Raw genomic sequence first — 21,989 nt, forward strand, 5'->3', positions numbered from 1 at the left:
AGGGGGCAGCCGGGCTCGGCGATGCGCAAAGCTGTGGGTTTCGGCAAACGATGTGCCGCCTGCGGTGAATTCATGCTAGGCCAGACCGTCGTTCCGGTCGCGGCGGGGCGACGGATCGGTTGGATTTGAAAACGAGGATTGGATGAAGGTCGGCATCGACATGGGAACGGCGCAGGGCGGCGCGCCGGCCACGCTCGATATCGAGGAACTGCTGGCGACGCGCCTTCTGGTGCAGGGCAATTCCGGCTCCGGCAAGTCGCACCTCCTCCGTCGCCTGCTCGAGCAATCCGCCCCCTGGGTTCAGCAATGCATCATCGATCCGGAAGGTGACTTCGTCACGCTGTCCGACAAGTTCGGCCACGTCGTGGTCGAGGGCGAGCGAACCGATGCCGAACTGATCGGCATCGCCACTCGCATCCGCCAGCACCGCGTCTCCTGCGTGCTGTCGCTCGAGGGCCTCGAGGTCGAGCAGCAAATGCGTGCGGCCGGCATTTTCCTGAACGCCATGTTCGATGCCGACCGCGACTACTGGTATCCGGTGCTAGTCGTCGTCGACGAGGCGCAGATGTTTGCGCCCTCGGTGGCGGGCGACGTGTCGGAGGAGGCACGCAAGGTCTCGCTCGGGGCGATGACGAACCTGATGTGCCGCGGCCGCAAGCGGGGCCTCGCCGGGGTCATCGCCACGCAGCGGCTGGCGAAGCTCGCCAAGAACGTCGCCGCCGAAGCGTCGAACTTCCTGATGGGCCGCACCTTCCTCGACATCGACATGGCGCGTGCGGCCGACCTGCTCGGCATGGACCGGCGGCAGGCGGAGATGTTCCGCGATCTGAAGCGCGGCTCGTTTGTGGCGCTCGGTCCCGCCCTCTCGCGCCGCCCGCTGCCGGTGACGATCGGCCCGGTGGAAACATCCGCCCGCTCGACCAGCCCGAAGCTGATGCCGCTGCCGGAGGCGCCGCAGGACGTCGAGGACCTGATCTTCACGCCCGACCCGGAGGAGTTTACCCGGCCGATCGTCCGCCGCGTTGCACCTCAGCCGCGGCCCACCACCGACATCCTCGCCGAATTGTCCCGCGCCCGTCCCGAACCTGCGAGCCTGGAGCCGGCCCGACCCGCTGCTCCCGAGATCCCCGCCGAGGAGCGCGAGGCGCTGCAGGACCAGGTGCTCGCCGAAATCCTCGACAATCCCGGCGCCGCCTTCCGCGCCGATGCGGAACTGTTTCAGGATTTCCTCGTGCGCTGCCGTATCCGTCGAGTACCCGGTGCGCCGCTGTCGCTGCCGGCCTTCCGCCGCAAGATGGCGGTGGCGCGCTCCGGCGTCGACGCGGAGACCGCCGGCACGGAGCTGTGGGCGACGGCGCTCGAGCTCTCCCGCGCCGTCACCGAGGACTTGCAGGGTGTGTTCCTGCTCGTCGCGCAGGCTGCGGTGCGGGGCCTGCCTTGCCCGTCCGACGTGATGATCGCCCGTGCCTATGGGACCCACTCGGCCCGCCGCGCCCGCCGGCTTCTCGGCTATTTCGAGGAGCAGGGCCTGATCGTCGTGCACAGCGACCTTGCCGGCTTGCGCATCGTGGCCTTCCCCGATCTCGGCTGCGAAACCCAGCCGGGTGACGCCAACGGCCCGGACCTGACCGAAACGCTGCGGCCGGCGGCGGAATAGTCTCTCGGAGATCTACGACCACGTTGACAATTTTGTTGAGGTGGTCTAGCTACCGCCCCAACGCCGGGCAGAGATGTCCGGTGTTTCATTTGACATGTCCCGTGGCTTCTTGCGGTCGCGTATCGCAAGGAACCTGTCAGAAGGCCCAAAACGGCATTCAGAGGAGGGCGTGTTTCCTTGATCCGGTCTGCTAACAGGCCGGTGGAACTGTTTGAAAGGAAATGCGATGAGCAAGCGCGCTTCATCCAAGTACAAGATCGATCGCCGCATGGGCGAAAACATCTGGGGTCGCCCGAAGTCCCCGGTCAACCGCCGCGAATACGGCCCCGGCCAGCACGGCCAGCGCCGCAAGTCGAAGCTCTCGGACTTCGGCGTGCAGCTGCGCGCCAAGCAGAAGCTGAAGGGCTACTACGGCGACCTGCGCGAGAAGCAGTTCCGCGCGACCTACGAGGAAGCCAACCGCCGCAAGGGCGACACCGGCGAAAACCTGATCGGCCTGCTCGAATCGCGCCTCGACGCGATCGTCTACCGCGCCAAGTTCGTGCCGACCGTCTTTGCCGCTCGCCAGTTCGTCAACCACGGCCACGTCAAGGTCAACGGCGTCCGCGTCAACATCGGTTCCTACCGCTGCAAGGCCGGTGACGTCATCGAGGTTCGCGAGAAGTCCAAGCAGCTCGTTTCGGTTCTGGAATCGGTCCAGCTCGCCGAGCGCGACGTCCCGGACTACATCGAAGTCGACCACAACAAGATGGTTGCGACCTTCGCCCGCGTTCCGGGCCTCTCCGACGTACCGTACCCGGTCGTCATGGAGCCGAACCTGGTCGTCGAATTCTACTCGCGTTAATTCGCGACGCCATCGTCCAGATTGGAAAAGCCGCCGAGAAATTGGCGGCTTTTTCTTTGGGAGAAATAAAAAAGCACGCTACCTGGAAGTGTGCGAGTTCCCTGGTGAGACACGCACCGAAACAAGAACTAATGTAAGGGTGCATGCGCTTTCGGGCGATCTGCCTTAGTGGCAAGTGACAGGCGGAATCTTTTCCTTAGAACAAGGGGCGGCATGACGGACCTGCAAGCCATCGTCGACGACATCCATGCGACGCTTTCGACGCGGCGCGGCGAGGGCAGGGTCGCGGACTACATTTCGCAGCTTGCACACGTCGATCCGAAGAAATTCGGCATGGCGGTCGCAACCGTCGACGGTGGGATGCATCTTGCCGGCGACGCGGAAGAGCCCTTCTCCATCCAGAGCATTTCCAAGGTCTTCACGCTGACACTGGCGCTCGGCAAGTACGGCGAGGCGATCTGGAAGCGCGTTGGTCGCGAACCGTCGGGTTCGGCGTTCAACTCCATTGTCCAGCTCGAGCATGAGGGCGGCATACCCCGTAATCCATTCATCAATGCCGGCGCCATCGCCATCACCGACCTGGTGCTCGCCGGCCATACGCCGAAGGAGGCGATCGGCGAGATCGTGCGGTTCGTGCGCTATCTGGCCGACGAGGACGATATCGTCGTCGACCAGGCGGTGGCACGCTCCGAACAGGCGACCGGCTTCCGCAACGTCGCGTTGGCCAATTTCATGCGCTCGTTCGGCAGGCTCGATCATCCGGCGGAACTGGTGCTCGGCGTCTATTTTCACCAGTGCGCGCTGGCGATGAGTTGCCGGCAGCTCGCCAGGGCGGGGCTGTTCCTCGCCAACAGCGGCACCAATCCGCTGATCGGCCACCGTGTCGTCTCGCATATGCGGGCGCGGCGTATCAACGCCCTGATGCTGACTTGCGGCCACTACGACGGTTCCGGCGAATTCGCCTACCGCGTCGGCCTGCCGGGCAAGAGCGGCGTCGGCGGCGGCATTCTCGCCGTGGCGCCGGGTAAAGCCTCGGTCGCGGTCTGGTCGCCCGGCCTCAACGAAAACGGCAATTCGCTGCTTGGCTCTCTTGCGCTCGAAATGCTGGCCGCGCGCACCGGGTGGTCGGTGTTCGGGGCTTGATTGTCGGGCTTGATCGGGGCATTGCATGCCCGGATCGCAATTGGACAGATCGCATGACCCTCGCATGTGCCGAAACGGAAGACAACGGGCCGGATGACGGCCGGCACCCGCTGTTCGCCGACGCGCCCTCCAGCGTTTCCTTCAACAAGCTGCGCAAGCGCCTGCTCCGGCAGGTGCGGCAGGCCATGGACGACTTCGCCATGCTGAAGGGGCAGAAGCGCTGGTTGGTTGGCATTTCCGGCGGCAAGGATAGCTACGGCCTGCTGGCGCTGCTGATGGATCTGCAATGGCGCGGCCTGCTGCCGGTCGAACTGATCGCCTGCAACCTCGACCAAGGCCAGCCGAACTTCCCCAAGCACGTCCTTCCCGACTACCTGGCGTCGATCGGCGTCAGGCACCGCATCGAATATCGCGACACCTATTCGATCGTGAAGGAGAAGGTGCCGCAGGGGGCGACCTACTGCTCCCTCTGCTCACGGCTGCGGCGTGGCAACCTCTACCGCATTGCGCGGGAAGAGGGCTGCGACGCGCTCGTCCTCGGCCATCACCGCGAGGACATCCTGGAGACCTTCTTCATGAATTTCTTCCACGGCGGACGGCTTGCGACCATGCCGCCGAAGCTGCTCAACGACGACGGCGACCTGACGGTGCTGCGTCCGCTCGCCTATGCGGCCGAGGACGACCTGGCGAAGTTCGCAGCCGCCATGCAGTTCCCGATCATTCCCTGTGACCTGTGCGGCTCGCAGGACGGCCTGCAGCGCAACGCAATGAAGGCGATGCTGGCCGACATCGAGGCCCGCATGCCCGGCCGGAAGGACGCGATGCTGCGGGCGCTGGCGCACGTCAACCCGTCCCACCTTCTCGATACGAAGCTCTTCGATTTCTCCTCTCTTGCAGTGGCAACCCCGGATGACGGTACAATTTGACATCAACGCGCTCGCGCTCCTTCTCAGCACGGCAGCGGAGGCCGAGATCCGACCGCGCTTCCGCGCGCTCGCCGACGGCGAGGTCAGGACCAAGACCAGCGCCATCGACCTGGTGACCGAGGCCGACGAGGCGGCCGAGCGGTTCATCAAGGCGGGCATGGAGGCGGTGCTGCCGGGTGCCCTGTTTGTCGGCGAGGAGAGCGTCGCCGCAGAGCCGGCGCTGCTGTCGAAACTGGCGGAGGCCGATCTGGCCGTCGTTGTCGATCCCATCGACGGAACGTTCAATTTCGCCGCCGGCGTGCCGCTGTTCGGCGTCATGGCTGCGGTGGTGGCAGGCGGCGAAACGATCGCGGGCGTGATCTGCGATCCGATGGGCGACGACTTCGTGCTGGCCGAGAAGGGGGCGGGAGCCTGGCAGACCGGCGGCAACCGACCGGCCGTCCGTCTCAAGGCAGCCGCCCCGGTTCCGCTTGCGGATATGACCGGCATGGCCTCGACGGGCTTCCTGCCGGCGGAGATGCGGACACGCGTGATGTCCAATCTCGCCAAGGTTGCCTTCTGCTCGAACTACCGCTGCGCGGCCCACGAGTATCGCACCTTCGCTGCCGGCCACCTGCACTACCTGATGTACAATAAACTGATGCCGTGGGACCATCTCGCCGGCACGCTGATCAGCCAGGAAGCCGGCGCCTTTGTTGCCCGCCACGACGGCACGCCCTACGAACCGCGCCATGTCGAAGGGGGGCTGCTTGTTGCCCCCGACCGCGACAGCTGGGAAATGTTCCGCCGCGAGATTCTCGGCGGCTGAAGAGGCATCGATCGAAGTGTGAAAGGCCCGGAGGAAATACCGGGCCTTTTTCGCTCCGTCCAGCCGATCAGGACGGCTGGGCGTGAGACTGGAAAAGCCGGCCGCGTTCCGCGACGAGGACGAAGGCCAGGCCGATGACCGACACGACGAAAAAGCCGAGCACGAGCGGCAAGGCAGTGTCGTTGAAGGCCTGGCCGATCACGCCGCCGATAAGCGCGCCGCCGGCGGTGCCCATGAAGCCGAGAACCGACGATGCGGTGCCGGCCACGTGGCCCAGCGGTTCCATTGCGAGCGAGTTGAAGTTCGAGCCGATCCAGCCGAACTGGAACATGGCGAGCGCGAACAGAACGATGAAGATCGGGAAGGGCAGATGCCCGGGCCAGGACAGCGTCAGCGCCAGCCACAGCGTATTTACCGTCAGGAACCCGACCAGCGCGCCATGGGACAGCCGCCGCATGCCGAACTGGCCCACCAGCTTCGCATTGACGAAGGAGGAGAAGCCCATGAAGGCGGCGACGGCGGCAAAGGCGACGGGGAACCAGACGCCCAGTCCATAGATGCCGACATAGATCTGTTGCGCCGAGTTGATGAAGCCGAACAGCGCGCCGAAGATGAAGGTGCTGGCCAGCGTGTAGCAGAGCGCGACGCGGTTGGTCAGAACGATGCGAAAGCCCGCCAGCACGGACGAGACGGTGAAGGGCCGGACATCCTCGGGTGACAGCGTTTCGGGCAGCCGCAGGTACATCCATACGGCGACCATGGCGGCGATGACGGCCATGAAGATGAAGATCAGGTGCCAGTCGCCGAATACCATGACGGTCTGGCCGATACCCGGTGCGAGGACCGGAATCACCATGAATACCATCATGATCAGCGACATGACCTCCGCCATCGCCCGGCCGCCGAACACATCGCGGACGATCGAAACGGTGATGACGCGCATGGCCGATGAGCCGATGCCCTGAACGAAGCGCAGCGCCAGCAGCATCGCGAAGCTCGGAGCGAAAATGGCGGCGAATGCCGAAACGATATAGATGCCGAGTCCCGCGAACATCGGCAGGCGGCGGCCAAAACGATCGGAAATGGGGCCGTAGAGCAGTTGCGCGAAGGCAAACCCGATCAGATAGGCGGAGATCACGTACTGGCGGTGGTTCTCGTTGTCGACGCCGAGGCTGGCGCCGATCTCCTGCAGGCCCGGCAGCATGATGTCGATGGCTAGCGCATTCAGGGCCATCAGCATCGCCATGAGGGCGATGAATTCTGTTTTGCCCATGCCCTTGAGGCGTCGGGCCGACTCGATTGAAAGCGCGGTCATGACAAAAAAATCCATAAAAGAGAGAAGGCGCCGTTTGTGCGGCGCCTTGATCGATCTGAAAATTTGTAAGGCTCGAAAGCCTTATGCGGCGCCCTTCACCGCGATGCCCTGTCCTTCAAGGTGGGACTTCAACTCACCGGACTGGAACATTTCGCGGACGATGTCGCAGCCGCCGACGAACTCGCCCTTGATGTAGAGCTGCGGAATGGTCGGCCAGTTGGAATAATCCTTGATGCCCTGGCGCAGGTCGGCGTCATCGAGCACGTTGATGCCCTTGTAGTCCACGCCGACATAATCGAGGATCTGCACGACCTGTCCGGAGAACCCGCACTGCGGAAACTGCGGAGTGCCCTTCATGAAGAGCACGACGTCGTTGGTCTTGACCTCGTTGGCGATGAAATCCTGAATACCCATGTCGAATCCTCTTCCATCCGGGTTCAAGGCCCGGACCGCAATGCTGCTCTTAGATAGCAATGTGCGGGGCACATTTCCATCACCCCGCGTCGATATGTTTCATCAAATCTGATGATGGACCGGAGAGAGGGCCGATCCGGAGCTGGTGGCGGCGCCCCGTGCGACCCTGCCGTACCTGAGCCGGCTGGTCTACTTGAGGTTACTGCGGCCCTTACTCGGGCGCAGAAGTCTGCAAGGCGAGGGCGTGGAGAGCCTCGCCCATATTGCCCTTCAAGGCGTTGTAGACCATCTGGTGCTGCTGCACCCGGGTCTTGCCGCGAAAGGCTTCCGCGACGACTTCGGCGGCGTAGTGATCCCCATCGCCCGCCAGATCGCGGATCGTGACCTTGGCCCCTGGAATGCCGGCCTTGATCAAGTCTTCGATATCACCTGGTGCCATGGGCATGTGATGCACTCCCTTATCATTTATTCGGCGGCAGCCGCTGCATTCGAGCTCCCGTCCATGAAGGCAGGGAACCACGATTCATGGGCGCCGCGCAATTGCTCAATCGACAAGGCCAACAGGTCGTCGACCACGAGGCCGGTTCCGCCGACCGTGCCGAGGCGACGGAAGGGCACAGCCGCACCTTCGGCGCTGGCGCAGACGAAATTGGCGAGGTCGGCCGGCACGATGACGACATAGCGGGCCTGATCCTCGCCGAACAGGAGAGCATGGGCCGGGCCGGTGCAATCCGCAAGGCTGATCGACATGCCCTTGCCGGACGCCATGACCATTTCGGCAAGCGCCACGGCGAGACCGCCCGAGGAGATGTCGTGGCACGCGCTGATCTGGCCGTTGCGGATTGCCGAGCGGACGAAATCGCCGTTGCGGCGCTCATCCGCAAGATCGACCACCGGTGCCGGGCCGTCGACGATCCCGAGAACGTCGCGCAGGTAGACAGACTGGCCGAGATGGCTGCCGTCGCCGCCGATCAGAACGACCTGATCGCCTTCGTTGGCAGTACCGATCCGAGCCATCGCCGCCCAGTCCGGCAGCAGCCCGACGCCGGCAATGGTCGGGGTCGGCAGGATCGCCAGGCCGTTGGTCTCGTTGTAGAGCGACACGTTGCCGGAAACGATCGGGAAGTCGAGCGCTCGGCAGGCTGCGCCGATGCCTTCGATGGCCTTGACGAACTGGCCCATGATGTCCGGCTTCTCGGGATTGCCGAAATTCAGGTTGTCGGTTGCAGCCAGCGGCTCGGCGCCAGTGGCCGTGATGTTGCGCCAGCATTCGGCCACTGCCTGCTTGCCGCCCTCGAACGGATCTGCCTCGACATAGCGCGGTGTGACGTCGGAGGAGAAGGCGAGCGCCTTGGTGGGATGACCCTCGACGCGGACGACGCCGGCATCGCCGCCGGGGATCTGCAGCGAGTTGCCCTGGATCAGGGTGTCATACTGCTCGTAGACCCAGCGCCGGCTCGACTGGTTCGGCGAGCCGACCAGCTTGAGGAGCGCCAGGCCATAATCGTTCGGCTCGGCGACCAGCGAGGCGGGCAGGGGAGCGGGCTTGCCCGGCTCGCGCCAGGGCCGGTCGTATTCCGGCGCCTCGTCGCCCAGTTCCTTGATCGGCAGGTTTGCGACTTCCTCGCCCTGGTGAAGTACGCGGAACCGAAGGTCGTCCGTGGTGTGGCCGACGATCGCGAAATCGAGGCCCCACTTGTGGAAGATGGCTTCCGCTTCCTTCTCCTTTTCGGGACGAAGCACCATGAGCATGCGCTCCTGGCTTTCCGAAAGCATCATCTCGTAGGCGGTCATCCGTTCTTCGCGAACCGGCACGAGGTCGAGGTTCAGCTCGATGCCGAGGTCGCCCTTGGCGCCCATTTCGACGGCCGAGCAGGTGAGGCCGGCTGCACCCATGTCCTGGATGGCGATGACCGCGCCGGTCTGCATCAACTCGAGGCAGGCCTCCAACAGGCACTTCTCGGTGAAGGGGTCGCCGACCTGCACGGTCGGACGCTTCTCCTCGATCGACTCGTCGAATTCGGCCGACGCCATGGTCGCGCCGCCGACGCCGTCGCGGCCGGTCTTGGCGCCAAGATAGACGACCGGAAGGCCGACGCCCTCGGCCTTGGAATAGAAGATGCCATCGGTCCTGGCGAGGCCGGCGGCGAAGGCGTTGACGAGGATGTTGCCGTTGTAGCGCGGGTCGAACTCGACCTCGCCGCCGACGGTCGGCACGCCAAAGGAGTTGCCGTAGCCGCCAACGCCGGCGACGACGCCCGAGACGAGATGGCGGGTCTTCGGGTGATCCGGCGCGCCGAAGCGCAGCGCGTTCATCGCGGCGATCGGCCGGGCCCCCATGGTGAAGACGTCGCGCAGGATGCCGCCGACGCCGGTTGCCGCGCCCTGGTAGGGTTCGATGTAGGACGGATGGTTGTGGCTCTCCATCTTGAACACCACGCAATCGCCGTCATCGATGTCGACCACGCCGGCGTTCTCGCCCGGGCCCTGGATGACGCGCGGCCCCGTGGTCGGGAGCGTGCGCAGCCAGCGCTTGGACGACTTGTACGAGCAGTGCTCATTCCACATCGCCGAGAAGATGCCGAGCTCGGTGAAGGTCGGTTCGCGTCCGATCAGCGACAGGATGCGCTCGTATTCATCCGGCTTCAGGCCATGCGCGGCAATGAGCTCCGGGGTGATCGGGCGGCTGTTGGAGATGGTCATCGTCTCTCGTCTTGTCCGTGTGGTGAGGGCTTTGCGGTCTCTTTAGCGCAAGCGGCAGCAGGGTGCGACAGGAAAATGCCCACCTCAACAGGCAGGTGGCGCCTGGCTCAGAGGATCTCCGCCAGTTTGTCCAGCGGGCGGCAAAGACGGGCGCCCTTTCCGGTGATCACGATCGGCCGTTCGATGAGGATCGGATGTTCCAGCATCGCGTCGAGCAACTCGCGGTCGGTCTTTGCCGGGTCGAGCAGGCCAAGTTCTTGGGCGAGCGGTTCCTTGGCCCGCAGGACATGCCGCGGCGATGTGCCCATGGCCATCAGGATGGCGACAAGCTCCTCCCGCGTCGGCGGGTTCTTCAGGTATTCGATGATCTCCGGTTCGTGGCCGGACTCGCGGATCTTGGCCAGCGCGTTGCGTGAGGTGGAGCAGCGGGGATTGTGCAGTATCTGGATCGTCACGGGGCGGTCTCGTGTGAAGGATCGGACAGTGGGCGGCTTGGTCGGGATAGACGCGCGTGACGGTCGCCGGCGTCGGACAAACCCACCCGCGCGGTTGCCGTCGATCGCCCCGGCGCGGCTGGGACGTGTAAGAGTAATCCAGGTTCAAGCGATATTACGCTTGTCCGGTCTGAAACCGCGGCCGCTCTTGAAACGGACGGGCTTAGCGGCAGCCTGCACCGCCGGCGGCCCAGCGCTTGACGTCGGCGGCGATGCGGCCGGAGACGGGCTCGTCCATCAGCGGCCCGAAGGCACTCAGTCTGGCGGGATGGCCCTCGGCCTGGACTACCAGCAGCGGGCGTGCCTCCGGCGATCGCCGCGGCACGACAAGGATGCGCGGTTTGCCCGAGAACGAGTTCAGTTCCGGAGCGAGGCGATATGCCTGGAACGCCGCGTCGCCGGACTTGAACCAGCAGGCGTTCGCGCCGAGCGCGATGCGCTCCATGGTCGGCAGCGCTGCGGTGCTGGCCTGCGGCGCCGGGGCGCTGGATTGGCAGGCGGCGACCAGACTGGCGGTTGCCGCGAGCGCAAGCGGGCGGATGGCCTTGGAAAGGGCGAAGGGGCGCATGACAAGCCTTTTGGACGGGACAGGCGCCCCTGATACGAAGCGAAGGTTAAGCGGCGATTACTTCGAGGGCCGAGGCGAATAGCCCGCGACCATCTGAGCCGCCGTGGGCCGCCTCGATCAGATTTTCCGGGTGCGGCATCATGCCGAGCACGTTGCCCTTTTCGTTGATGACACCGGCGATGTCATTCAGCGAGCCGTTCGGGTTGGTGCCTTCCGCATAACGGAACACAACCTGGCCGTTGCCCTCGATCCTGGCCAGCGTCTCGGCATCGGCGAAGAAATTGCCGTCGTGATGGGCGACCGGGCAGCGGAGGATCTGTCCCTGGCTATAGGCGCGGGTAAAGTCCGTTTCCGCGTTCGCCACCTCAAGCTTGATCTCCTTGCAGACGAACTTCAGCGAGGCGTTGCGCATCAGGGCGCCCGGCAGCAGGCCGGCCTCGAGCAGGATCTGGAAGCCGTTGCAGACGCCGAGAACCTTCACGCCGGCCTCGGCCTTGGCCTTGATCGCCTGCATCACCGGCATGCGCGCGGCGATCGCCCCGCAGCGCAGGTAGTCGCCGTAGGAGAAGCCGCCGGGGATGACGATCAGATCGACGCTGTCGGGGATCTCGGTTTCCGTCTGCCAGACCGTGACAGGCGCCTTGCCGCCGATCTTGGTCAGCGCCGCGATCATGTCGCGGTCGCGGTTGAGGCCTGGGAGTTGAACAACGGCTGCTTTCATGGGTGTGGCTCAAACTTTGCCTGGGCCTCGGCGAGTTCACGCAATTCGAGGCGGTTTTCAATACGGTCGAGGCGAGTTTCGTGACGGCTCAGGATGCCATAGATGTTATGAATATCCTGCTGAACAGAGATCATCGTACCTCGAAGGGCGTTTAGCTCCGCCCGGATCTCGGACTGTCCCTGCTTCAGGGTGTTGGTGTCAGCCTGAATTTTCTTCAGCAGTTCGAACATCAACTCGTTCGTGATTTCCGCCACCGCCGCCTCCTTCAACCATTAGGCGAGTGCGATAGTGTAGTTCTCAATCACCGTGTTCGCCAGAAGTTTCTCGCACATGTCCTTCAGGTCCGCCTCGGCCTTGGCCTTGTCGGCGGTCTGCAGCTCGAGATCGAAAACCTTGCCCTGGCGGACATGGCCGAGTCCTTCGAAACCGAGTGCGCCGAGCGCGCCTTCGATCGCCTTGCCCTGCGGGTCGAGTACGCCATTCTTCAGCGTCACCGTTACGCGTGCCTTGATCATGTGTTCCTCTTAAAACGCGCTATTCACGTGGCCATGCGGCCCGGCGGGACAGACCCGCCATTGATTACTTGACCAGGACCGGTCCGGTGCCGCGGATCGGCTCGTTCTCGTTGATGATGCCGAGACGACGGGCGACTTCCTGGTAGGCTTCGAGCAGTCCGCCCATGTCGCGGCGGAAGCGATCCTTGTCCATCTTCTCCTGGGTGCTGACGTCCCAGAGGCGGCAGCTGTCGGGCGAGATCTCGTCGGCGATGATAATGCGCATCATGTCGCCCTCATACAGGCGGCCACATTCGATCTTGAAGTCGACCAGCTGGATGCCGACGCCGAGGAAAAGGCCGGAGAGAAAATCGTTGACGCGGATGGCGAGCGCCATGATGTCGTCGAGCTCCTGCGGGCTCGCCCAGCCGAAGGCGGTGATGTGCTCTTCGGAGACGAGCGGATCGTCCAGGTTGTCGGCCTTGAAGTAGAACTCGATGATCGAGCGCGGCAGAAGGGTGCCCTCCTCGATGCCGAGGCGCTTGGCGAGCGAGCCGGCGGCGACGTTGCGCACCACCACCTCGAGCGGGATGATCTCGACCTCCTTGATCAGTTGCTCGCGCATGTTGAGCCGGCGGATGAAATGGGTCGGAATCCCCATCTTGTTCAGATGCGTGAAGAGATATTCCGAGATGCGGTTGTTGAGCACGCCCTTGCCGTCGATGACGTCATGCTTCTTCTTGTTGAAGGCGGTGGCGTCGTCTTTGAAGAACTGGATCAGAGTGCCCGGCTCCGGACCCTCGTAGAGAATCTTGGCCTTGCCCTCGTAAATACGGCGGCGACGGTTCATGGAAATTATCTCTGTAGTTGGCGCCCTTCGAGTGGCGCAGGTATCAAATCTTTCCGGGGTCCATAAACGAATTGCAGCCGTTTCACAATCGGCCTCTCGGTCCGGTCCCCGTATTTGGAGCGCTGGTCCGCTCCGTGCGCGCCCCGGCAAAAGTTCCATTGCACTTTCGACACGCTTTTGTTTTATGGACCGGAGAGCCCATCGGGGCCACTTTTGAATATATAGGGGAGTCGGCACATGACCACCATGCAGGATCGCGAAAAAGCCTTCGAAGCAAAGTTCGCGATGGATCAGGAGCTTCGCTTCAAGGCAGAGGCCCGCCGCAACAAGCTCGTCGGTTACTGGGCCGCCGACCTGCTCGGCAGGGACGACCGTGATGCCTATGCCAAGGAAGTCATCGCCGCCGATTTCGAGGAAGTCGGGCATGAGGACGTGGTCCGCAAGATCAAGGCCGATTTCGACGCCGCCGGCGTCGCCAAGAGCGAAGACGACATCCGGGCGCAGATGATGGAACTTCTGGCCGTCGCGATCGAGCAGCTTCGGGCCTGAAGCAACGGAGCCATTCCTCAGCAGGATGGAGCGCAACCCAAATTGAAAAGGGCGCGGCCTTGGCCGCGCCCTTTGTCGTTCGGCAGTCTCGCGGTCGTCAGGCGTTGCCGAATACGCGCTTGAAGATCGTGTCGACGTGCTTGGTGTGGTAGCCGAGGTCGAACTTCTCGCGGATGTCCTCCTCCGACAAGGCCGCGCGCACCTCCTGGTCGGCGAGCAGCTCCTCGAGGAAATCCTTGCCTTCCTCCCAGACCTTCATCGCATTGCGCTGGACGAGGCGGTAGCTGTCCTCACGCGACACGCCTGCCTGGGTGAGGGCGAGCAGCACGCGCTGCGAGTGAACGAGGCCCCGGAACTTGTTGAGATTCTTCTCCATGTTCTCCGGATAGACGACGAGCTTCTCGATGACGCCGGCGAGCCGATGCAATGCGAAGTCGAGGGTCACCGTGGTGTCCGGACCGATGGCGCGTTCGACGCTCGAATGGCTGATGTCGCGTTCGTGCCAGAGGGCGACGTTCTCCAGGGCCGGGACGACCGACATGCGCACGAGGCGGGCCAGTCCGGTCAGGTTTTCCGTCAGCACCGGGTTGCGCTTGTGCGGCATGGCCGACGAACCCTTCTGGCCGGGCGAGAAGAACTCCTCGGCTTCCAGCACCTCGGTGCGCTGCATGTGGCGGATCTCGATGGCGACGTTCTCGATCGAGGAGGCGATGACACCGAGCGTGGCAAAGAACATCGCGTGACGGTCGCGCGGGATGACCTGGGTGGAGACGGGCTCCGGAACGAGGCCGAGTGCTGTGCAGACGTGTTCCTCGACCCGCGGGTCGATGTTGGCGAAGGTGCCGACGGCGCCGGAGATCGCGCCGGTGGCGATTTCCTTGCGGGCCGCGACGAGGCGCGCGCGATTGCGGTCCATCTCGGCGTAGAAGCGGGCAAACGTCAGCCCCATCGTCGTGGGCTCGGCGTGGATGCCGTGGCTGCGGCCGATCCGGACTGTGTCCTTGTGCTCGAACGCGCGCGTCTTCAATGCAGCGAGAACGCGATCGACGCCGGCGAGCATGATGTCTGCGGCGCGGACGAGCTGGATATTAAGGGTCGTGTCGAGCACGTCGGAGGAGGTCATGCCCTGGTGGACAAAACGGGCATCGGGTCCGACGATCTCGGCGAGATGGGTCAGGAAGGCGATGACGTCATGCTTGGTCACGGCCTCGATCTCGTCGATACGGGCGACGTCGAAGGTGGCCTTGCCGCCCTTGTCCCAGATCGTCTTCGCCGCCTCCTTGGGGATGACGCCGAGCTCGGCCAGGGCGTCGCAGGCGTGGGCCTCGATCTCGAACCAGATGCGGAATTTCGTCTCGGGCGACCAGATGGCGACCATTTCCGGGCGGGAATAGCGGGGGATCATCGGCTTTCAGCTTTCTCTGGGAGGAGTGGTGGCGCCCCTCTATCAAGAATGGCCAAAAAGCTCAACGCATCGCTTTTGCAAGCCAGAGGCTCACGCCCGCGAGAACCGGCAGGCCGATCGGAAGATAGAGCCCCAGTCCCATGACGGCAAACTGGTAGACGCCGGATGCCACGGTGCCGATTAACTGCTTGAGACCCATGCGCGACAGAAGCGGCTGGTGCCATTGCGCGTAGAACAGCCAGTACTCCATGGCGAACAAGAACGCCGTCATCGCGATCGTGCCCGACGCGAGCAGTACGAAACAGGCGGCAAAGCGCGCCTCCGCGCTGGCGTTGCGGGCCACGAGCCGGATGGCCGGAATGATGAATGGCCAGGCAAGCAGGCCGCCTGCGAAATAGAGCACCGTCAGCGCTTCGACGTGAACGGTCGCAAACCGGTTGCGCAGGTACAGCGACGGCAGCATCGAGAGCGCCATCAGAATGCCCCAGCCAAGCGCTCCGGCTGAGAGGGGCAACAGGGGCGGGACGATCCGAGCGGGGCGGTCCGCGGGGCTGCTGGCGGGTTTGCGCAGAAGGTGTTGCCGTGCCGCAATCATCGTCAGGGTGTCAGCGGCACGGCGAGCCAACGCCCGTCAGGCCCTTCGAAACCGAGGCGCAGCACCATCACGAGCGCCATGTGAAGGGGCCGTGGCGCTCCTTGATAGGTCACGACTCCGGCGATGCGGTAGCCGGTCGGGCAACCGCGGCTCTCTGGTATTCTCTGGTCCGCGTAAGCTGTTTCGTTTGCCGGCTTGCCGGCTTTTTCGCTGAACTCCAGCCGGAAACCGACGCCTTTCTCGAGGAATGACTTGCAGGACTCCGGCACCGGGGCCGGGATCTCGGCCAGTCGCAGGGCGTAGGGCTGCCCGACCGGCGGATCGGCGGGAAAGGCGTCGTAGCGGAGCAGGTGAGGCTCCGGACCGATTTCGCTGACGGGATTGAACGCAACGAGGTAGCCCGGGTGATCGTTCAGGCTGTAGCGAGCAACGAGCGGGTTTGCCTTGGCCGCGCTTTCGGCCCGCACGCGACGCAAGCTGGAGTCGTTTTCCTGCGCCTGAACGCGAATGGGCGTGCCGGGAAGGAAGGTATCCTTCACCGTGTCGACGAAATAGATGTTCGAGTAGGCCGAGCCGGATCCATCCTGGATGCCGAACTCCTCATAGGCGAAGACGGCGCCGTCGGACGAAAAACCGATCGGCCGGAACTGGGCAAAGTCGCCGGCAGCAGCGGGACCCGGCACCAGCAGGGCCCCGGCCAGCATGACGGCGATCGTCCCGGTTCGACTCAACCGCGCGCCCCTTCCGCGTTCGCGCGCAGAGTGTCGACGGTTTTGCGATAGGCGTCAACGTGGCCGCCACGGAAGATCGCCGAGCCGGCAACGAAGACGTTTGCGCCCGCTGCCGCCGGAGCGGCGATCGTGTCGGCCGTGATGCCGCCGTCGACCTGCAGTTCGATCGGACGATTGCCGATCAGCTTGCGGACGCGGGCGATCTTGTCGTCCATCGCCGCGATGTATGCCTGGCCGCCGAAGCCTGGATTGACGCTCATGACCAGGATCAGATCGAGCTTGTCGAGGAGGTATTCCACCACGGTTTCGGGCGTTGCCGGATTGATCGACACGCCCGCCTTCTTGCCCAGCGCCTTGATCGCCTGGATGGAACGGTCGAGGTGCGGGCCCGCCTCGGCGTGGACCGTGATGCCGTCGCAGCCCGCCTTGGCGAACGCCTCCAAGTACGGATCGGCCGGGGCGATCATCAGGTGGCAGTCGAAGAAGGCGTCGGTGTGCGGCCGCAGCGCCTTGATGACGTCCGGACCGAACGAGATGTTCGGCACGAAATGGCCATCCATGATGTCGAGGTGGATCCAGTCGGCGCCGGCGGCAACGACGTCGCGCACCTCCTGGCCAAGCTTGGCATAGTCGGCGGCAAGGATGGACGGGGCGATCCGGACGGGGCGGGGCATGGCGTTCTCCGAGGGAAGGTGTCTTTGCCTGCCCATACCACCGGCGGCACAGCGCCACAACGGCGGATCGTCGCGGCGAAGCTCCATTCATGGATGTCGACGGTTCGGTCGCGGCGGATCAGTTCTCCCGCCAGGTCGGCAAGGGGTCGCCGGCCTTCGGTTCGGCATCATGGACGCCGCGGGCGATCGCGCGGGCCATGGTCGCGGCGGCGGCGGCGCAGAGCGGGACGAATTCCTCGAGCATCACGGCCCTGCCGGTTGCGCCTGTCGCAACGGCAAACACGAGGTCTCCGTCGAGCGGGGTATGGGCCGGCCACAACGCGCGGGCGAAACCGTCATGGGCGGAGACGGCAAGCCGCTTGGCTTCGGCCTTGGTCAGGATGGCGTCCGTCGCGATCACGGCGATCGTGGTGTTTGTCGGTCCATCGGCGGGTGCACCGAGCTTGGTGCGGATATGTCGCGCATCGGCCGGAATGGCCGGCGGCAGGCCGAGGCCGCCGAATTCATCTTGTTCCTCCAGCGGAGCGGCCCAGAAGTGCCGGGTGGAACCGATCGTGGCGGAGCCGAGCGCGTTGACGGCGACCAGCGCGCCGACGGTGATCCCGTTGTCAAGAACGGTGGAAGCCGAGCCGAGCCCGCCCTTGAAGGTCGCGGTGGTCGCTCCGGTGCCGGCACCGGCCGTTCCGGTGGCGAAGTCGTGGCCGGCCGCCTGCGTGGCGGCGTAGCCGAGTTCGCGATAGGGCGGATAGCGGCCCCAGTCCTTGTCGCCGCCATTGGCGAGGTCGAAGAGGATAGCCGCCGGGACGATCGGGATCCGGAAGGGACCGACGGCAAATCCGCGGCCCTGTTCGCGCAGCGCCGCCTGGACGCCGGATGCCGCATCTAGACCGAAGGCGGAGCCTCCGGAGAGGCACAGTGCGTCGATTGTCTGGACGATGTTGTGCGCCTCCAGCAGGTCGGTCTCCCGCGTGCCCGGCGCCCCTCCGAGCACCTGGACGGCGGCGACCGCCGGCTTTTCGCAGACAACGACGGTGACGCCGGACTTCAGCCGCTCGTCGGCGGCGTTGCCGACGGCGATCCCGGCAACGTCGGTGATCAGGTTGCGCGAGCCGGGCTTCATCAGTCGCTCCCGAAGGTGGATGGAACGAACCGATCGCCCTTCCACTGCATCAGCACATAGGGATTTTCGCGCAGTTCGTGGGCGGCCGAGAAGCCGATCGGACCGAGCACGGTGTCGAACGTGTCACGGACGATCACGTCGGCGAGCGGCAGCCGCGCCGATTCTGCCTCTGCCGTCGCCTTGCCGAGCAGCGTCACGGCGGCGTGCGCCGGCAAGACGTAACCTTCGGTGGCAATGCCGTCCTTCTTTAATTCCGCGGCGAGCGCCACGCTTGCGGCAGTGATGCCATCGGTGGGCAGGACGATCGCCTGCGTGCCGTCGGGCAGCGCCACCGTGGTATCTGCCGCCATCAGCGCCTCCCCGCCGAGAAACGTCAGCGGCAGTCGCTCCGCCTGCGCGTCTCGGACGATCACCGCGACGTCGCTCCGCTCGCCGCCGACGAAGACACGGGTGGCGCCGACCTTTGCGAGCCGGCGCACAAGCGCGATCTGCTGCTCCTGGGCGGGCCGGTAGGTGTCGACGAAGACCGGCTTCATGCCTTTCTCCTCCAGCTTCAGCCGGACCGCTTCGACCAGTTCGCGCGCGTGGATCAGGCCGTCGTCGATCAGGGCGAAAGGCTCCGCCGCCCAATCGGCTGCGATCACCTCGACCGCCTTCTGCGCTTCCATGCCGGGCGCCGGTGCGAGCCGGAAGAGCGGCCAGTTCCGCTTCAAGGCATCTTCCATCAACACGCCGGAGCGGGCGGACAGGGTAATGGCGGCAATCCCCGCCTCGCCGAGCGCCGGCAGGGCCGCTTCGAGGTCCTCGCTGCAGAGGAAGCCGATCGCGGCAGAGGCCTCCGCCGCAAGTATGCTGCGTGCGATCGCCTCGTCGCCGTGCTCGTCGCAGCTCTCGTCGATCTCGACGAGGGTGGCCCCGTTGTTCCCGGCAGCCGCCTTCGCGCCGGCGCGCACCTGGTCGCCGAGAATGGCGAGCGATCCGGTCTGCGGCGCTACCACCGCGATCTTCGGGCCGGCCGCCGCTGCGTGGGCCGCAAGCGCAATGAGGGTGAGGAGGCAGATCGTCAGACGGCGAGGCATTCGGGAACCCTGCATTTTTCCGCGATCTTGCACGGCAGCGATGCCTGCGGTCAAAGCAAAAGATGCGTCATCTGCGGCCGCCGCTGCCGTAGCCCTTGGTAGTAGGTGGCGGAAAACCTTGGAAAATGCCGTTTTCAGACTTACATTTTTCTTCATATTTCCCATGTATCCCCCTTTCGAAGAAGGGAGATAGCCTTTGTTGGATCGCCTGATGCCGGAGCCGCCGCTCTATCGCGACGCCATGAGCCGCTACGCCGGGCACGTCCAGATCGTGACGACGGCCTACGAGGGGGAGCGGCGCGGGGTGACCATCACGGCGGCATGCTCGGTGTCGGACAGCCCGGCCATAGTGCTCGCCTGCCTGAACGTCTCCAATCCGCGCAACGACATTTTCCGCAAGAGCGGCCATTTCGCGCTGAACGCACTCGCCGCCGACCAGGTCGAACTTGCCAACGTCTTTTCCGGCCGTGATCCGTCCATTCCCGGCGATCGCTTCTCCGAGGGCGACTGGACCGAGCTCGTGACGGGGGCGCCGATACTTGTCGGTGCGCTGGCGTCCTTCGACTGCCGCCTGATCGAGATGAAGGTGATGGCGACCCACATGATCCTCTTCGGCGAGGTGCTGGGGCTGGCCTACGGTCCGGAAAAACCGGCGCTCATCTATATGGACCGCGACTACCGGACGCTATAAGTTCTCCTCCGAAGTGGAGGAAGCATGGCAGCCTACCGGAAGGGGGCGATCCCCCAGTCGATCGACCAGACCCTCGAGATGCTCGCGGCCGGCAACTACTTGGCCGGGCGGTCGCTGGCGACGGTGCTGTTTCTCTCCCTGAAGATGAAGCGCCCGCTGTTTCTCGAGGGCGAGGCCGGTGTCGGCAAGACCGAGATCGCCAAGGTGCTCGCCCACGCGCTCGACCGGCCGTTGATCCGGCTCCAATGCTACGAGGGGCTCGACATTGCATCCGCCGTCTACGAATGGAACTATCCGGCGCAGATGCTGGAAATACGGCTGGCGGAGGCGGCCGGGACGACGGATCGCGACCGCATCGAATCCGACATCTTCTCCGACCGTTATCTTATCCGCCGCCCCGTTCTGCAGGCCCTGTCGTCACCGGACGGCCGCGCACCGGTCTTCCTGATCGATGAACTGGACCGCACCGACGAGGCCTTCGAGGCGTTCCTGCTCGAGGTGCTGTCCGATTTCCAGGTGACGGTGCCGGAGCTTGGGACGATACGGGCCGCCGAGCCGCCGATCGTCATCATCACGACCAACCGCACCCGCGAGGTGCACGACGCCCTGAAGCGCCGCTGTCTCTACCATTGGGTCGATTACCCGAAGGCCGAGCAGGAACTGGAGATCATCAGGCGCAAGGTACCCGGCTGCAACGAAACACTATCGCAGCAGATCGTCGCCTATGTGCAACGGCTCAGGACCCTCGACCTGTTCAAGAATCCGGGCGTCGCAGAAACGATCGACTGGGCGACCGCGCTGACCGAACTGGATCGCACGGGGCTCGATCCGGAAACGGTATCCGACACTTTGGGAACGCTCCTGAAATACCAGGACGACATCGCCCGCATCGAGGGCGGCGAAGGACGCAAGCTTCTGGACGAGGTCAAGTCCGAGCTGCGCACGGCGGTCTGACATGGCGACGGCGGCATCGGACGAGCCGCTTGGGCCTTCCGTGTCGCCGGGCGACGGCCGCTTCGCCGACAACATCGTCCATTTCGCCCGCGCGCTGCGCAAGGCAGGCCTGCGCATCGGGCCCGCCGCGGTGGCGGATGCGATCGAGGCGGTGCAGGCGGTGGGGATCGGCGACCGTGACGAGTTCTACACCGCCCTTCACTGCACGCTCGTCACCCGGCACGAGGATCAGCCCATCTTCGACGAGGCGTTTAGGCTGTTCTGGCGCTCACGCGATCTCGTGCAGAAGATGATCGCCATGATGTCGCCGGTCGTGCGCCGCGACGCGGAGAAGGACAGAAAGAGGGCCGGTGAAACACGTGTCTCGGATGCCTTGTTCGCCAGCCGGCGGGACACCGCGCCACCGCGGGACGAGCCGGAGATCGAGATCGACGCCCGATTCACTGCCTCCGTCAGCGAGGTGTTGCGCAAGACCGACTTCGCCCAGATGACGGCGATCGAGCTGCGCGCGGCGAAGCGCGCGATCGCAGGTCTGGTTCTGCCGATGGACGAAGTCAGGACGCGCCGCTTCCGTCGTAGCACCGGCAAGGCGATGATCGACGCGCGGGCGACGATGCGCCAGGCAATGCGCACAGGCGGCGCGCTCATCCTGCCGCGCCACCGCGAGCCGAAGCTGGTGCACCCGCCGCTCGTTGTGCTGGCCGATATTTCCGGGTCGATGAGCCAGTACACCCGCATCTTTCTCCACTTCCTGCACGCGCTGACCGAGCGGCGCCGGCGCGTCCACACGTTCCTGTTCGGGACGCGGCTGACCAATGTGACGCGCCAGATGCGTCACCGCGACCCCGACGAGGCGATCGAGGATTGTTCGCGCGCGGTCGAGGACTGGTCGGGCGGCACCCGCATCGGCGAGACGCTGAAGGAGTTCAACCGGCTCTGGTCGCGGCGGGTACTGGGGCAGGGCGCGATCGTCCTGCTCATCACCGACGGTCTGGAGCGCGAGGGGATCGACACGTTGCAGGTGGAGATCGACCGCCTGCATCGGTCCTGCCGCCGTCTTGTCTGGCTCAATCCGCTCTTGCGCTTCGACGGCTTCGAGGCGCGGGCACGCGGCGTGCGGGCGATGCTGGGCCACGTTGACGAATTGCGGGCCGTGCACAATCTTGAAGCTATATCGGATCTCGTCGCGGCGTTGTCCGGCAAGAGCGCCGCCGGAGCCGATCCGCGGCGGTTTCTCGCCGCGTCGGGATGAAG

Annotated in this window: 25 protein-coding genes; 9 read left to right on the top strand and 16 right to left on the bottom strand. The window is 64.8% G+C overall.

Translation table 11 applies throughout. From position 1 onward, the window contains the following. The first annotated feature begins 142 nt into the window (after nucleotides 1-142). From C7449_RS20010 to C7449_RS20030, 5 genes are all read left to right on the top strand, one after another. Nucleotides 143-1,657, top strand: coding sequence for an ATP-binding protein (locus C7449_RS20010; protein ID WP_108004674.1), 1,515 nt, complete (start codon nucleotides 143-145; stop codon nucleotides 1,655-1,657). A 226-nt stretch (nucleotides 1,658-1,883) separates the two neighbouring features. Beyond that, nucleotides 1,884-2,501, top strand: a complete 618-nt coding sequence (gene rpsD / locus C7449_RS20015) for a 30S ribosomal protein S4 (RefSeq protein WP_097140954.1) — start codon at nucleotides 1,884-1,886, stop codon at nucleotides 2,499-2,501. Nucleotides 2,502-2,714: 213 nt separating this feature from the next. Next, a complete protein-coding gene (locus tag C7449_RS20020) occupies nucleotides 2,715-3,644 on the top strand; it encodes a glutaminase (protein WP_108004675.1) in 930 nt (309 codons plus the stop codon). A 53-nt stretch (nucleotides 3,645-3,697) separates the two neighbouring features. Beyond that, nucleotides 3,698-4,570 carry a tRNA 2-thiocytidine(32) synthetase TtcA gene (gene ttcA, locus C7449_RS20025; protein WP_108004676.1) on the top strand — a complete coding sequence of 291 codons (873 nt, stop codon included), beginning with the start codon at nucleotides 3,698-3,700 and terminating at the stop codon, nucleotides 4,568-4,570. Continuing rightward, complete coding sequence (locus C7449_RS20030) at nucleotides 4,554-5,378, top strand: inositol monophosphatase family protein (RefSeq protein ID WP_108004677.1); 825 nt, start codon at nucleotides 4,554-4,556, stop codon at nucleotides 5,376-5,378. The genes ttcA and C7449_RS20030 overlap by 17 nt, the downstream gene beginning before the upstream one ends. A gap of 67 nt (nucleotides 5,379-5,445) precedes the next feature. Here C7449_RS20030 and C7449_RS20035 read toward each other — a convergent pair whose 3' ends face one another. The 10 genes from C7449_RS20035 to purC form a co-directional block, all read right to left on the bottom strand. After that, complete coding sequence (locus tag C7449_RS20035; RefSeq protein ID WP_108004733.1) at nucleotides 5,446-6,651, bottom strand: multidrug effflux MFS transporter; 1,206 nt, start codon at nucleotides 6,649-6,651, stop codon at nucleotides 5,446-5,448. A gap of 123 nt (nucleotides 6,652-6,774) precedes the next feature. Further along, a complete protein-coding gene (gene grxD / locus C7449_RS20040; RefSeq protein WP_108004678.1) occupies nucleotides 6,775-7,107 on the bottom strand; it encodes a Grx4 family monothiol glutaredoxin in 333 nt (110 codons plus the stop codon). A 211-nt stretch (nucleotides 7,108-7,318) separates the two neighbouring features. After that, a complete protein-coding gene (locus tag C7449_RS20045) occupies nucleotides 7,319-7,552 on the bottom strand; it encodes a BolA/IbaG family iron-sulfur metabolism protein (protein WP_108004679.1) in 234 nt (77 codons plus the stop codon). 20 nt (nucleotides 7,553-7,572) lie between these two features. After that, a complete protein-coding gene (gene purL, locus C7449_RS20050; protein WP_108004680.1) occupies nucleotides 7,573-9,810 on the bottom strand; it encodes a phosphoribosylformylglycinamidine synthase subunit PurL in 2,238 nt (745 codons plus the stop codon). Between the two features lie 107 nt (nucleotides 9,811-9,917). Further along, nucleotides 9,918-10,265, bottom strand: a complete 348-nt coding sequence (gene arsC, locus C7449_RS20055; protein ID WP_108004681.1) for an arsenate reductase (glutaredoxin) — start codon at nucleotides 10,263-10,265, stop codon at nucleotides 9,918-9,920. 202 nt (nucleotides 10,266-10,467) lie between these two features. Continuing rightward, a complete protein-coding gene (locus C7449_RS20060; protein ID WP_108004682.1) occupies nucleotides 10,468-10,872 on the bottom strand; it encodes a hypothetical protein in 405 nt (134 codons plus the stop codon). 46 nt (nucleotides 10,873-10,918) lie between these two features. Continuing rightward, on the bottom strand, nucleotides 10,919-11,593 hold the full coding sequence (gene purQ, locus C7449_RS20065; protein WP_108004683.1) for a phosphoribosylformylglycinamidine synthase subunit PurQ: 675 nt from the start codon (nucleotides 11,591-11,593) through the stop codon (nucleotides 10,919-10,921). Next, entirely contained in the window at nucleotides 11,590-11,847 is a 258-nt protein-coding gene (locus tag C7449_RS20070; protein ID WP_108004734.1) for a hypothetical protein, read from the bottom strand. The genes purQ and C7449_RS20070 overlap by 4 nt, the downstream gene beginning before the upstream one ends. 18 nt (nucleotides 11,848-11,865) lie before the next feature. Further along, nucleotides 11,866-12,108: a phosphoribosylformylglycinamidine synthase subunit PurS gene (purS, locus tag C7449_RS20075; protein WP_108004684.1), complete on the bottom strand. Its 243-nt coding sequence runs from the start codon at nucleotides 12,106-12,108 to the stop codon at nucleotides 11,866-11,868. A gap of 64 nt (nucleotides 12,109-12,172) precedes the next feature. Continuing rightward, entirely contained in the window at nucleotides 12,173-12,937 is a 765-nt protein-coding gene (purC, locus tag C7449_RS20080) for a phosphoribosylaminoimidazolesuccinocarboxamide synthase (protein ID WP_108004685.1), read from the bottom strand. Nucleotides 12,938-13,174: 237 nt separating this feature from the next. Here purC and C7449_RS20085 point away from each other — a divergent pair, with 237 nt between their 5' ends. After that, nucleotides 13,175-13,486 carry a DUF1476 domain-containing protein gene (locus C7449_RS20085; protein ID WP_108004686.1) on the top strand — a complete coding sequence of 104 codons (312 nt, stop codon included), beginning with the start codon at nucleotides 13,175-13,177 and terminating at the stop codon, nucleotides 13,484-13,486. Nucleotides 13,487-13,583: 97 nt separating this feature from the next. Here the strand turns inward: C7449_RS20085 and purB are convergent, their stop codons facing one another. The 6 genes from purB to C7449_RS20115 form a co-directional block, all read right to left on the bottom strand. Then, complete coding sequence (purB, locus tag C7449_RS20090) at nucleotides 13,584-14,891, bottom strand: adenylosuccinate lyase (protein ID WP_108004687.1); 1,308 nt, start codon at nucleotides 14,889-14,891, stop codon at nucleotides 13,584-13,586. Between the two features lie 61 nt (nucleotides 14,892-14,952). Continuing rightward, nucleotides 14,953-15,366: a hypothetical protein gene (locus tag C7449_RS20095; protein WP_245414465.1), complete on the bottom strand. Its 414-nt coding sequence runs from the start codon at nucleotides 15,364-15,366 to the stop codon at nucleotides 14,953-14,955. A 122-nt stretch (nucleotides 15,367-15,488) separates the two neighbouring features. Further along, complete coding sequence (locus tag C7449_RS20100) at nucleotides 15,489-16,217, bottom strand: DUF2259 domain-containing protein (RefSeq protein WP_374828306.1); 729 nt, start codon at nucleotides 16,215-16,217, stop codon at nucleotides 15,489-15,491. Next, complete coding sequence (gene rpe / locus C7449_RS20105) at nucleotides 16,214-16,891, bottom strand: ribulose-phosphate 3-epimerase (RefSeq protein ID WP_108004689.1); 678 nt, start codon at nucleotides 16,889-16,891, stop codon at nucleotides 16,214-16,216. The genes C7449_RS20100 and rpe overlap by 4 nt, the downstream gene beginning before the upstream one ends. A 118-nt stretch (nucleotides 16,892-17,009) precedes the next feature. After that, nucleotides 17,010-18,014 carry a P1 family peptidase gene (locus C7449_RS20110; RefSeq protein WP_170115963.1) on the bottom strand — a complete coding sequence of 335 codons (1,005 nt, stop codon included), beginning with the start codon at nucleotides 18,012-18,014 and terminating at the stop codon, nucleotides 17,010-17,012. Next, nucleotides 18,011-19,090, bottom strand: a complete 1,080-nt coding sequence (locus C7449_RS20115) for an ABC transporter substrate-binding protein (RefSeq protein WP_108004691.1) — start codon at nucleotides 19,088-19,090, stop codon at nucleotides 18,011-18,013. The genes C7449_RS20110 and C7449_RS20115 overlap by 4 nt, the downstream gene beginning before the upstream one ends. 196 nt (nucleotides 19,091-19,286) lie before the next feature. Between C7449_RS20115 and C7449_RS20120 the strand changes: the two genes are divergently transcribed. Genes C7449_RS20120 through C7449_RS20130 form a run of 3 tightly spaced genes read left to right on the top strand, consistent with a single transcriptional unit; the run spans nucleotide 19,287 to nucleotide 21,987 of the window. Further along, nucleotides 19,287-19,781, top strand: a complete 495-nt coding sequence (locus tag C7449_RS20120; RefSeq protein WP_108004692.1) for a flavin reductase family protein — start codon at nucleotides 19,287-19,289, stop codon at nucleotides 19,779-19,781. Between the two features lie 24 nt (nucleotides 19,782-19,805). Beyond that, complete coding sequence (locus tag C7449_RS20125) at nucleotides 19,806-20,735, top strand: AAA family ATPase (protein WP_108004693.1); 930 nt, start codon at nucleotides 19,806-19,808, stop codon at nucleotides 20,733-20,735. A gap of 1 nt (nucleotide 20,736) precedes the next feature. Next, nucleotides 20,737-21,987 (top strand): vWA domain-containing protein, encoded by a 1,251-nt coding sequence (locus tag C7449_RS20130; protein WP_108004694.1) that lies wholly within the window; start codon nucleotides 20,737-20,739, stop codon nucleotides 21,985-21,987. Nucleotides 21,988-21,989 lie beyond the last annotated feature (2 nt).

Source organism: Mycoplana dimorpha (assembly GCF_003046475.1).
GTDB classification, from domain to species: Bacteria; Pseudomonadota; Alphaproteobacteria; order Rhizobiales; family Rhizobiaceae; genus Mycoplana; species Mycoplana dimorpha.

What these genes read in the sequence shown, in the direction of transcription:
- C7449_RS20010 (WP_108004674.1), top strand. Translation starts at nt 143, where the DNA reads ATGAAGGTCGGCATCGACATGGGAACGGCGCAGGGCGGCGCGCCGGCC.
- rpsD (WP_097140954.1), top strand. Translation starts at nt 1,884, where the DNA reads ATGAGCAAGCGCGCTTCATCCAAGTACAAGATCGATCGCCGCATGGGC.
- C7449_RS20020 (WP_108004675.1), top strand. Translation starts at nt 2,715, where the DNA reads ATGACGGACCTGCAAGCCATCGTCGACGACATCCATGCGACGCTTTCG.
- ttcA (WP_108004676.1), top strand. Translation starts at nt 3,698, where the DNA reads ATGACCCTCGCATGTGCCGAAACGGAAGACAACGGGCCGGATGACGGC.
- C7449_RS20030 (WP_108004677.1), top strand. Translation starts at nt 4,554, where the DNA reads ATGACGGTACAATTTGACATCAACGCGCTCGCGCTCCTTCTCAGCACG.
- C7449_RS20035 (WP_108004733.1), bottom strand. Translation starts at nt 6,651, where the DNA reads ATGGGCAAAACAGAATTCATCGCCCTCATGGCGATGCTGATGGCCCTG.
- grxD (WP_108004678.1), bottom strand. Translation starts at nt 7,107, where the DNA reads ATGGGTATTCAGGATTTCATCGCCAACGAGGTCAAGACCAACGACGTC.
- C7449_RS20045 (WP_108004679.1), bottom strand. Translation starts at nt 7,552, where the DNA reads ATGCCCATGGCACCAGGTGATATCGAAGACTTGATCAAGGCCGGCATT.
- purL (WP_108004680.1), bottom strand. Translation starts at nt 9,810, where the DNA reads ATGACCATCTCCAACAGCCGCCCGATCACCCCGGAGCTCATTGCCGCG.
- C7449_RS20060 (WP_108004682.1), bottom strand. Translation starts at nt 10,872, where the DNA reads ATGCGCCCCTTCGCCCTTTCCAAGGCCATCCGCCCGCTTGCGCTCGCG.
- purQ (WP_108004683.1), bottom strand. Translation starts at nt 11,593, where the DNA reads ATGAAAGCAGCCGTTGTTCAACTCCCAGGCCTCAACCGCGACCGCGAC.
- purS (WP_108004684.1), bottom strand. Translation starts at nt 12,108, where the DNA reads ATGATCAAGGCACGCGTAACGGTGACGCTGAAGAATGGCGTACTCGAC.
- purC (WP_108004685.1), bottom strand. Translation starts at nt 12,937, where the DNA reads ATGAACCGTCGCCGCCGTATTTACGAGGGCAAGGCCAAGATTCTCTAC.
- C7449_RS20085 (WP_108004686.1), top strand. Translation starts at nt 13,175, where the DNA reads ATGACCACCATGCAGGATCGCGAAAAAGCCTTCGAAGCAAAGTTCGCG.
- purB (WP_108004687.1), bottom strand. Translation starts at nt 14,891, where the DNA reads ATGATCCCCCGCTATTCCCGCCCGGAAATGGTCGCCATCTGGTCGCCC.
- C7449_RS20095 (WP_245414465.1), bottom strand. Translation starts at nt 15,366, where the DNA reads ATGGCGCTCTCGATGCTGCCGTCGCTGTACCTGCGCAACCGGTTTGCG.
- rpe (WP_108004689.1), bottom strand. Translation starts at nt 16,891, where the DNA reads ATGCCCCGCCCCGTCCGGATCGCCCCGTCCATCCTTGCCGCCGACTAT.
- C7449_RS20115 (WP_108004691.1), bottom strand. Translation starts at nt 19,090, where the DNA reads ATGCCTCGCCGTCTGACGATCTGCCTCCTCACCCTCATTGCGCTTGCG.
- C7449_RS20125 (WP_108004693.1), top strand. Translation starts at nt 19,806, where the DNA reads ATGGCAGCCTACCGGAAGGGGGCGATCCCCCAGTCGATCGACCAGACC.
- C7449_RS20130 (WP_108004694.1), top strand. Translation starts at nt 20,737, where the DNA reads ATGGCGACGGCGGCATCGGACGAGCCGCTTGGGCCTTCCGTGTCGCCG.